General features: G+C 62.4%; 7 protein-coding genes. 5 read left to right on the top strand and 2 right to left on the bottom strand.

Features of this window, described 5'->3' with window-relative positions; translation table 11 throughout:
* Positions 1-249: 249 nt before the first annotated feature.
* Together V7080_RS22055 and V7080_RS22060 are read right to left on the bottom strand one after the other, a co-directional pair.
* On the bottom strand, positions 250-1,422 hold the full coding sequence (locus V7080_RS22055; RefSeq protein WP_334190536.1) for an efflux RND transporter periplasmic adaptor subunit: 1,173 nt from the start codon (positions 1,420-1,422) through the stop codon (positions 250-252).
* A gap of 11 nt (positions 1,423-1,433) precedes the next feature.
* On the bottom strand, positions 1,434-2,084 hold the full coding sequence (locus V7080_RS22060; RefSeq protein ID WP_334190537.1) for a TetR/AcrR family transcriptional regulator: 651 nt from the start codon (positions 2,082-2,084) through the stop codon (positions 1,434-1,436).
* A gap of 194 nt (positions 2,085-2,278) precedes the next feature.
* Between V7080_RS22060 and V7080_RS22065 the strand changes: the two genes are divergently transcribed.
* The 5 genes from V7080_RS22065 to V7080_RS22085 are packed head-to-tail and all read left to right on the top strand — an operon-like array spanning position 2,279 to position 6,665.
* Positions 2,279-3,868 carry an efflux RND transporter periplasmic adaptor subunit gene (locus V7080_RS22065; RefSeq protein ID WP_334190538.1) on the top strand — a complete coding sequence of 530 codons (1,590 nt, stop codon included), beginning with the start codon at positions 2,279-2,281 and terminating at the stop codon, positions 3,866-3,868.
* Between the two features lie 10 nt (positions 3,869-3,878).
* Entirely contained in the window at positions 3,879-4,613 is a 735-nt protein-coding gene (locus V7080_RS22070; RefSeq protein WP_334190539.1) for an ABC transporter ATP-binding protein, read from the top strand.
* Positions 4,610-5,842, top strand: coding sequence for an ABC transporter permease (locus V7080_RS22075; RefSeq protein WP_334190540.1), 1,233 nt, complete (start codon positions 4,610-4,612; stop codon positions 5,840-5,842). The genes V7080_RS22070 and V7080_RS22075 overlap by 4 nt, the downstream gene beginning before the upstream one ends.
* Positions 5,835-6,098 (top strand): YkgJ family cysteine cluster protein, encoded by a 264-nt coding sequence (locus tag V7080_RS22080; protein ID WP_334190541.1) that lies wholly within the window; start codon positions 5,835-5,837, stop codon positions 6,096-6,098. Before V7080_RS22075 ends, V7080_RS22080 begins: the two co-directional genes overlap by 8 nt.
* Before the next feature lie 15 nt (positions 6,099-6,113).
* Positions 6,114-6,665 (top strand): DUF1439 domain-containing protein, encoded by a 552-nt coding sequence (locus V7080_RS22085; protein ID WP_334190542.1) that lies wholly within the window; start codon positions 6,114-6,116, stop codon positions 6,663-6,665.
* Positions 6,666-6,782: the final 117 nt, after the last annotated feature.

Here is a 6,782-nt window from a genome sequence, read left to right on the forward strand (position 1 = left end):
TCTTTTCCGGCAGCGTCCAAGCGGAATTCAACACCATCCAGCGCGAACTTCAAGGAAGCAACTTGCACCTCTGACACACATGCCTAGCATGACAGCTCCTTCCCCCTTCCAGGGGGAAGGCTGAGATGGGGGTAGTGAGTTTGATCAATTAAATTCGCTAGCTCAATCTCACTATCCTCACCCTGCGCCCAACACCTCGTCCTACAAACATGGGGAGGAAATCATTCATGCACACAGACGTAAATTAAGTCACTTCCTCACCACTCCCGCACCAGCCTCCGCAGTCGCCGTCCCAGCCTGCAACACCCGTGCCGCCGCACCCACCTTTAAATTCCCCAGATTGTTCTTCACCACCAATTCACCGTTCTTCAGCCCGCTCACCACCTCCACCGCGCCGCCTTCGCCATCATCGCCGCGCAGGCCGAGCTCGACCGGCTTCTGGGTGACCGTCCCGTTTTCAATCGCATACACGAAATTACGCCCGTTGTTGCGTACCGCCGATTGCGGCACGCTCAGCACATCGGCTTTCTTCGCCAGAGCCAGCTGCGCTTCGCCGAACATGCCGACGCGCAGCACGCCTTGCGGGTTGTCGATCTGGATATAGGCGAGGATGGAGCGGGAGCCGGCCTGGGTGGCAGGGTTGATGCGCACGACCTTGCCGGCCAGCGGCGCGCCCAGGCCTTCGATCCTGACCTGCACGTCCTGGCCGAGCGAGACGTTCATGATGTCGGCCGTCGGGACCGCCGCTTCCAGTTCCATCCTGCTCAGGTCGACCACATCAAGCAGGCGGTTGTCCGGCGATACCTTCTCGCCCGGCTGCACCATGCGGCTGCTGACCAGCCCGGAAATCGGCGCACGGATCGTCGTGTCGGCCAATGCCTTTTGCGCAACTTCCAGCGCGCCTTTTGCGGATTCGACATTGGCACGGGCGATGTCGTACTGACTGGTGGCGGTGTCGAATGCGTTCTTGGAAATAAAGCCTTTTTCCAGCAGCGCCTTGTTGTTGTCGCGCGCCTTGACGGCGATGTCGAGCTGGCCGCGTGCCGCCGACAATGCTCCCTTCGCCTGTTCGAGCCGTGCCTGGTAATCGGTGACATCCATGCGCACCAGGACCTGGCCGGCCTTGACCGGTTCGCCTTCACGAACCAGCACTTCCCGCACCTCGCCGCCGACGCGCGCCTTGACCGCCGCCTGGTTGACGGCGCGCAGTGCGCCCGACAGCGGCAGCAGCTGCCGCAGTTCGCGCGGCTGCACGGTGGTGACGTCGGTCGGCAGGAATTCGAGGACGGCGGCGGCTTGCGGGGCGGTCAATGCCGCAGCGGGCACGGCCTGTGCCTTCTGCCGCTTCAGCATCGCCGCGCCGGCACCAGCCAGCAGGACGCACAGCGCGACGACGATCCAGAAAGTACGACGTTTCAACATGGGAAATCCATTCAATTCGCCGCCGAAGATGGATCGCGCAGCAAGCCGTTCAAGAGGAGATCGATGAAACTTTCGAGATAATCTTCCGGTGAAATCGGGTCCGACGCGCGGCAGGTGCTGAAGGAATGCTTCCACATCATCAGCATGATCATCGGCGCGCAGATCACATTGTTTGCCTGCTCCACGTCGACCTGCCGGAACTCGCCGCTCTTGATGCCGCGTTCGAGCATGCGCTTGATCATGGCATTGCCGCGCGAGATGACTTCGTCGTGGTAAAACTGGGCAACTTCCGGAAAGTTGCCGGATTCCGCCATCATCAACTTGGTGATGCCGGACAACTTGGTATTGCCGATGCGCTCCCACCATCCGAGGATGATTTCGCGCAGCAACTCGGGGCTGGACCCTTCATGGCCGTCGATGATGCTTTCCGCTTCACCGATCACCGGCACCACGTTTTCCCGTACCACTGCCTTGAACAGGTCTTCCTTGTTGGTGAAATAAAGATACAGCGTGCCCTTGGAAACGCCTGCCCGCGCAGCCACATCGTCGAGGCGCGTTGCGGCATAACCGCGCTCGACGAACAGGTCGAGTGCAGCCGCCAGCAGTTCCTGCGGACGTGCGTCCTTGCGCCGTTCCCAGCGGGGTTTTGAGTCGTGTGGCATTGTCTATGTCAAGTAACTTACTTTTGAGTCAGTAATATAAGGGCGTATTGCTCCAGCGTCAAGGCGGGTCGACCGTCCGCTGTTTTTCTTCTCGCGTCTTTGTATCAGGGCATGTGCTGAAGCGATACAAAACGAAAAATCCGGTTCGGCGAATGCCAGTAGAATCGAGCCATTTCCTGATTAGTGCGGCTTTTATGACTTGGTTGAAAAAAGGGTGGCTGTGGCTGGTGATTGTCTTGCTGGCAGCACTTGGTGTTGTCGGCTGGAACGCATGGCAAAAGAAGAATAACGAGCCGCAATATCGAACCGTCAAGATTGAAAAAGGCGCCATCACCGCCAGCGTCTCCGCCTCCGGCACGCTCAGCCCGGTGGTGCAGGTGCAGGTCGGTTCGCAAGTATCCGGCCAGTTGAAGGAAGTCCTTGTCGATTTCAACAGCGAGGTCAAGCAAGGCCAGTTGATCGCCCGCATCGACCCGCAGACCTTCGAATACCGTGTAAGCCAGGTGCAGGCCGATGTCGATGCCGCGCGTGCACAGGTGATGACCCAGCAGGCCAACATCGCCGCCCAGCGTGCCGAGGTGTCGCGGGCCGAAGTGAATTTTGCCGATGCGCGGCGCGACCTCGAACGCAAGCAGCAACTGGTGGAGAAGGGTTTCATTTCCGCCGCCGAGCGCGACAAGGCGCAGGCCCTGGCAAACTCGCTGGCCGAACAGGTCAATACCGCGAAGGCGCAGGCTAATGTCGCCGTGGCCAATGCGCGCAATGCCGAGGCGGTGGTCAAGCAGCGGGAAGCCCAGCTTGCACAGGCCCGGGTCGACCTCGAACGGACGGCGATCCGCGCGCCGGTCAACGGCATCGTGATCAAGCGCAGCGTCGAAAAAGGACAGACGGTGGCGGCCAGCCTGCAGGCGCCTGAATTGTTCATCATTGCCGAGAACCTCACCGACATGCAGGTCGACACCGCGATCGACGAATCCGAAATCGGCCGCATCCGCATCGGCCAGAAAGCCAGCTTCACCGTTGACGCCTTTCCGGGCCGCACGTTCGAGGGAACGGTAAAGCAGATCCGCAAGGCGGCCCAGAACGTATCGAACGTCGTGACCTACACCGCTGTCATCAGCGCCGCCAATCCGGGCAAGGACCTGCTGCCCGGCATGACGGCCAATGTCCGTGTCGTGACCGAAAGCCGCGACGATGTGTTGAAGGTGGCCAATGCCGCATTGCGCTTCCGCCCTGCGGCCGCGCCGGGAGAGAAGTCGGCGGCAGCACGGCCGGCGGCGAACAATGCCGCGAACAACGCGGCGGGCAATTCCGGCGGTCCGGGCGGCCAGATGCGGGCGATGCGCGAGCGGCTGGAAAAGGAACTGCAGTTGTCCGATACCCAGAAAGCCAAGCTGGACGGCATTTTCGCCGCCATGCGCGACAAATCGATGGCCGCGCGGGAAGCGCCGGAAGGCGAACGGCAGAAAATCATGGAACGCAACCGCAGCGACATGCGGGCGCAGATCGCCGAGATGCTGACGCCGGAGCAGAGGAAGCAGTACGACGACATCGTTGCCGAGACCGCCGACCGGCGTGGAGGCGGCGGCACGCGCGGCCGTCTCTATGTTCTGGACGAGAAAAAGCAGCCGAAGGCAATCGAGGTGCGCTTCGGCCTCACCGACGGCACCAGCACCGAGGTGATTTCGCAGAATATGAGCGAAGGCACGGAAGTCATCAGCGGCACGGTGCGGTCGCCGTCGACCGAAGCGCCGCGTCCGCCGTCCGGTCCGCGCATGTTCTGATGGTGCATTCATGGCATTGATCGAAACCCGCAACCTGGTCAAGGAATACGTGATGGGCACCAACACCGTGCGCGCGCTGCGCGGCGTGTCGGTCGATATCGACGAGGGTGAATTCGTCGCCATCATGGGCGCTTCCGGTTCCGGCAAGTCGACCTTCATGAACCTTATCGGCTGCCTCGACCTGCCCACCAGCGGCGACTACGAACTGGCCGGCGATCGCGTCTCGGCGCTGCCGAACGATGCGCTGGCGGCCATCCGCAACAAGCGCATCGGTTTCGTGTTCCAGCAATTCAACCTGCTTCCGCGCACCACCGCGCTGGATAATGTCGAGCTGCCGCTGCTGTATTCCGGCATGCCGGCCGCCGAGCGCAAGCCGCGGGCGATGCAGCGTCTCGAGGAAGTCGGCCTCGGCGCGCGGACGGACCATCACCCGGCGCAGCTGTCGGGCGGACAGCAGCAGCGGGTGGCGATCGCCCGCGCGCTGGTGAACAACCCGTCGCTGATCCTCGCCGACGAACCGACCGGTGCGCTCGACTCCCGCACCAGCATCGAGATCATGGCGCTGCTGCAGCGGCTGAACCGGGAAGGCATGACGATCGTCATCGTCACCCACGAGCACGACGTCGCCGCGTTCGCGTCGCGCATCATCGCCTTCCGCGACGGACTGGTCATCAGCGACCAGCCGAACCGGCCGCATGATGCGCAGGCCGAGCTGCAGCGCCTCGATGCCGGAGCCACCGCATGAACCTGCTTGCGACGCTGCGCATCGCATTGAATGCACTGCGCGTCAACAAGCTGCGCTCGATGCTGACCATGCTTGGCATCATCATCGGCGTGGCGGCGGTGATCACCATGATCGCCATCGGGGCCGGCGCGCAGGCGCGGGTGGAGGATCAGATCAAGAGCCTCGGCTCCAACCTGATGATCGTCATGCCCGGCTCGACCACATCCTCCGGCGTGCGCCTCGGCGCGGGCGCGAACCAGAACCTGACCGAGGATGATGCGGCGGCGCTGGTGCGCGAGATTCCGGAAGTCCAGGTAGCCGCGCCGTCCAGCCGCGGCACCCGGCAGATCGTCGCCGGCGGCAACAACTGGTCGGCCTCGGTATACGGCATCAATCCCGACTACCTCGAAGCGCGCGACTGGCCGCTGGCCTCCGGCCGGATATTCGAGCCGCATGAACTGGCCGGGTCCGCCAAGGTGGCACTGATCGGGCAAACGGTGGCGACGCAGCTGTTCGGCGACATGGATCCGATCGAACAATCCATCCGCATCAGCAACGTGCCGTTCACCATCATCGGGGTGCTGGAACGCAAGGGGCAGAGCATGCTCGGACAGGACCAGGACGACGTCGTGATGGTGCCGCTATCGACCGCGCGAAACCGGCTGTTCGGCAATATCCAGGGCAAGCTGCGCCGCGTGGGGACCATCCAGGTCAAGGTGCGGGAAGGCGCGGACATGAAGCAGGCGGAGGAGAGCGTCAGGGAGGTCCTGCGCCAGCGCAAGCGCACGCCGCCCGACCAGGAAGACGCTTTCACCTTGCGCAACCTCACCGAAATCCTGCAGGCGCGCGAGGAATCGTCGCGCATCATGGCGCTGCTGCTGGCGGCGGTGGCATCGGTATCGCTGCTGGTGGGGGGGATCGGGATCATGAACATCATGCTGGTATCGGTGACCGAACGCACCCGCGAAATCGGCCTGCGGATGGCGGTCGGCGCGCGCGCCAAGGATATCCTGACGCAGTTCCTGGTCGAAGCCGTAACCCTGTCGCTGATCGGCGGCCTTGTGGGTATCCTGCTCGGTGCCGCCGGCTCGTTCCTGGTGGCGCATTTCGCCGGCTGGGCGACCCGGCTATCGCCGGAGTCCATCGTGCTGGCAGTGGGATTTTCCGCCGCCATCGGCATCTTTTTCGGTTTCTATCCGGCACGCAAGGCGTCCCGGTTGCTGCCCATCCAGGCATTGCGTTATGAATGAATTCGTTTGCCGTCCCGGTTGTGGCGCCTGCTGCATCGCGCCGTCGATTTCATCGGCCATTCCAGGCATGCCGGACGGCAAGCCCGCCGGGGTGCGCTGCGTGCAACTTGACGAACGCAACCGCTGCCGCATTTTCGGCAAGCCCGAACGGCCGGCGGTCTGCGGCAGCCTGAAACCGTCGCCGGAAATGTGCGGGGAGCGCAGCGAGCATGCGATGCATTATCTGGCGATGCTCGATGCCCTGACCGCCACCTGAGAACCGAGGATAAACATGACATCAAGGTCTTTTCGATATCTGCTCGCATTGTTCGCGGTCTTCCTCGCCGGCTGCGCCACGCTGCTCGGCCCGCGGCAGGTTGAAGTGCCCCTCGCCACGCTGGAGAAGGCCCTTGCCAGCCGCTTCCCGTTTAACAATCGCCTGCTTGAATTGCTGGATATCACCATTTCCAATCCGCGTGTCACGTTGCAGCCGGAAACCAACCGCATCCTCACCAACCTCGATGCGGTGATCGCGCCGCCTTTCGTGAATCGGTCCTTCAAGGGCAGTTTCGCGATCTCCGGCAACCTGCGCTTCGATCCTTCCCGCAGCGCACTGGTGCTCGCCGAGCCGCGCGTCGAAACCGTCAATGTCGACGGCCTCGACAACCGCTACGGCAGCCAGATCGGCAAGATCGGCAGCCTGCTTGCCGAACAGGTATTGAAGGACATGCCGCTCTATACCTTCCGTCCCGAGGATCTGCGCTACGGCGGAACCGACTACCTGTTGTCCAAAATCACGACAAGACCGAATGGTCTCGTGGTAACCTTCGAGCCGGTGAAATAGTAGGCATAGGTTAATTCATCAACGGATTGCTCCTTCCCCCTTTCAGGGGGAAGGTTGGGATGGGGGTAGTGAGGTCGAGCTAACGCATTCGGTAGATCAACCTTCACACCCCCACCC

The sequence above is a fragment of the Noviherbaspirillum sp. genome, assembly GCF_036846085.1.
Taxonomy (GTDB): domain Bacteria; phylum Pseudomonadota; class Gammaproteobacteria; order Burkholderiales; family Burkholderiaceae_D; genus Noviherbaspirillum.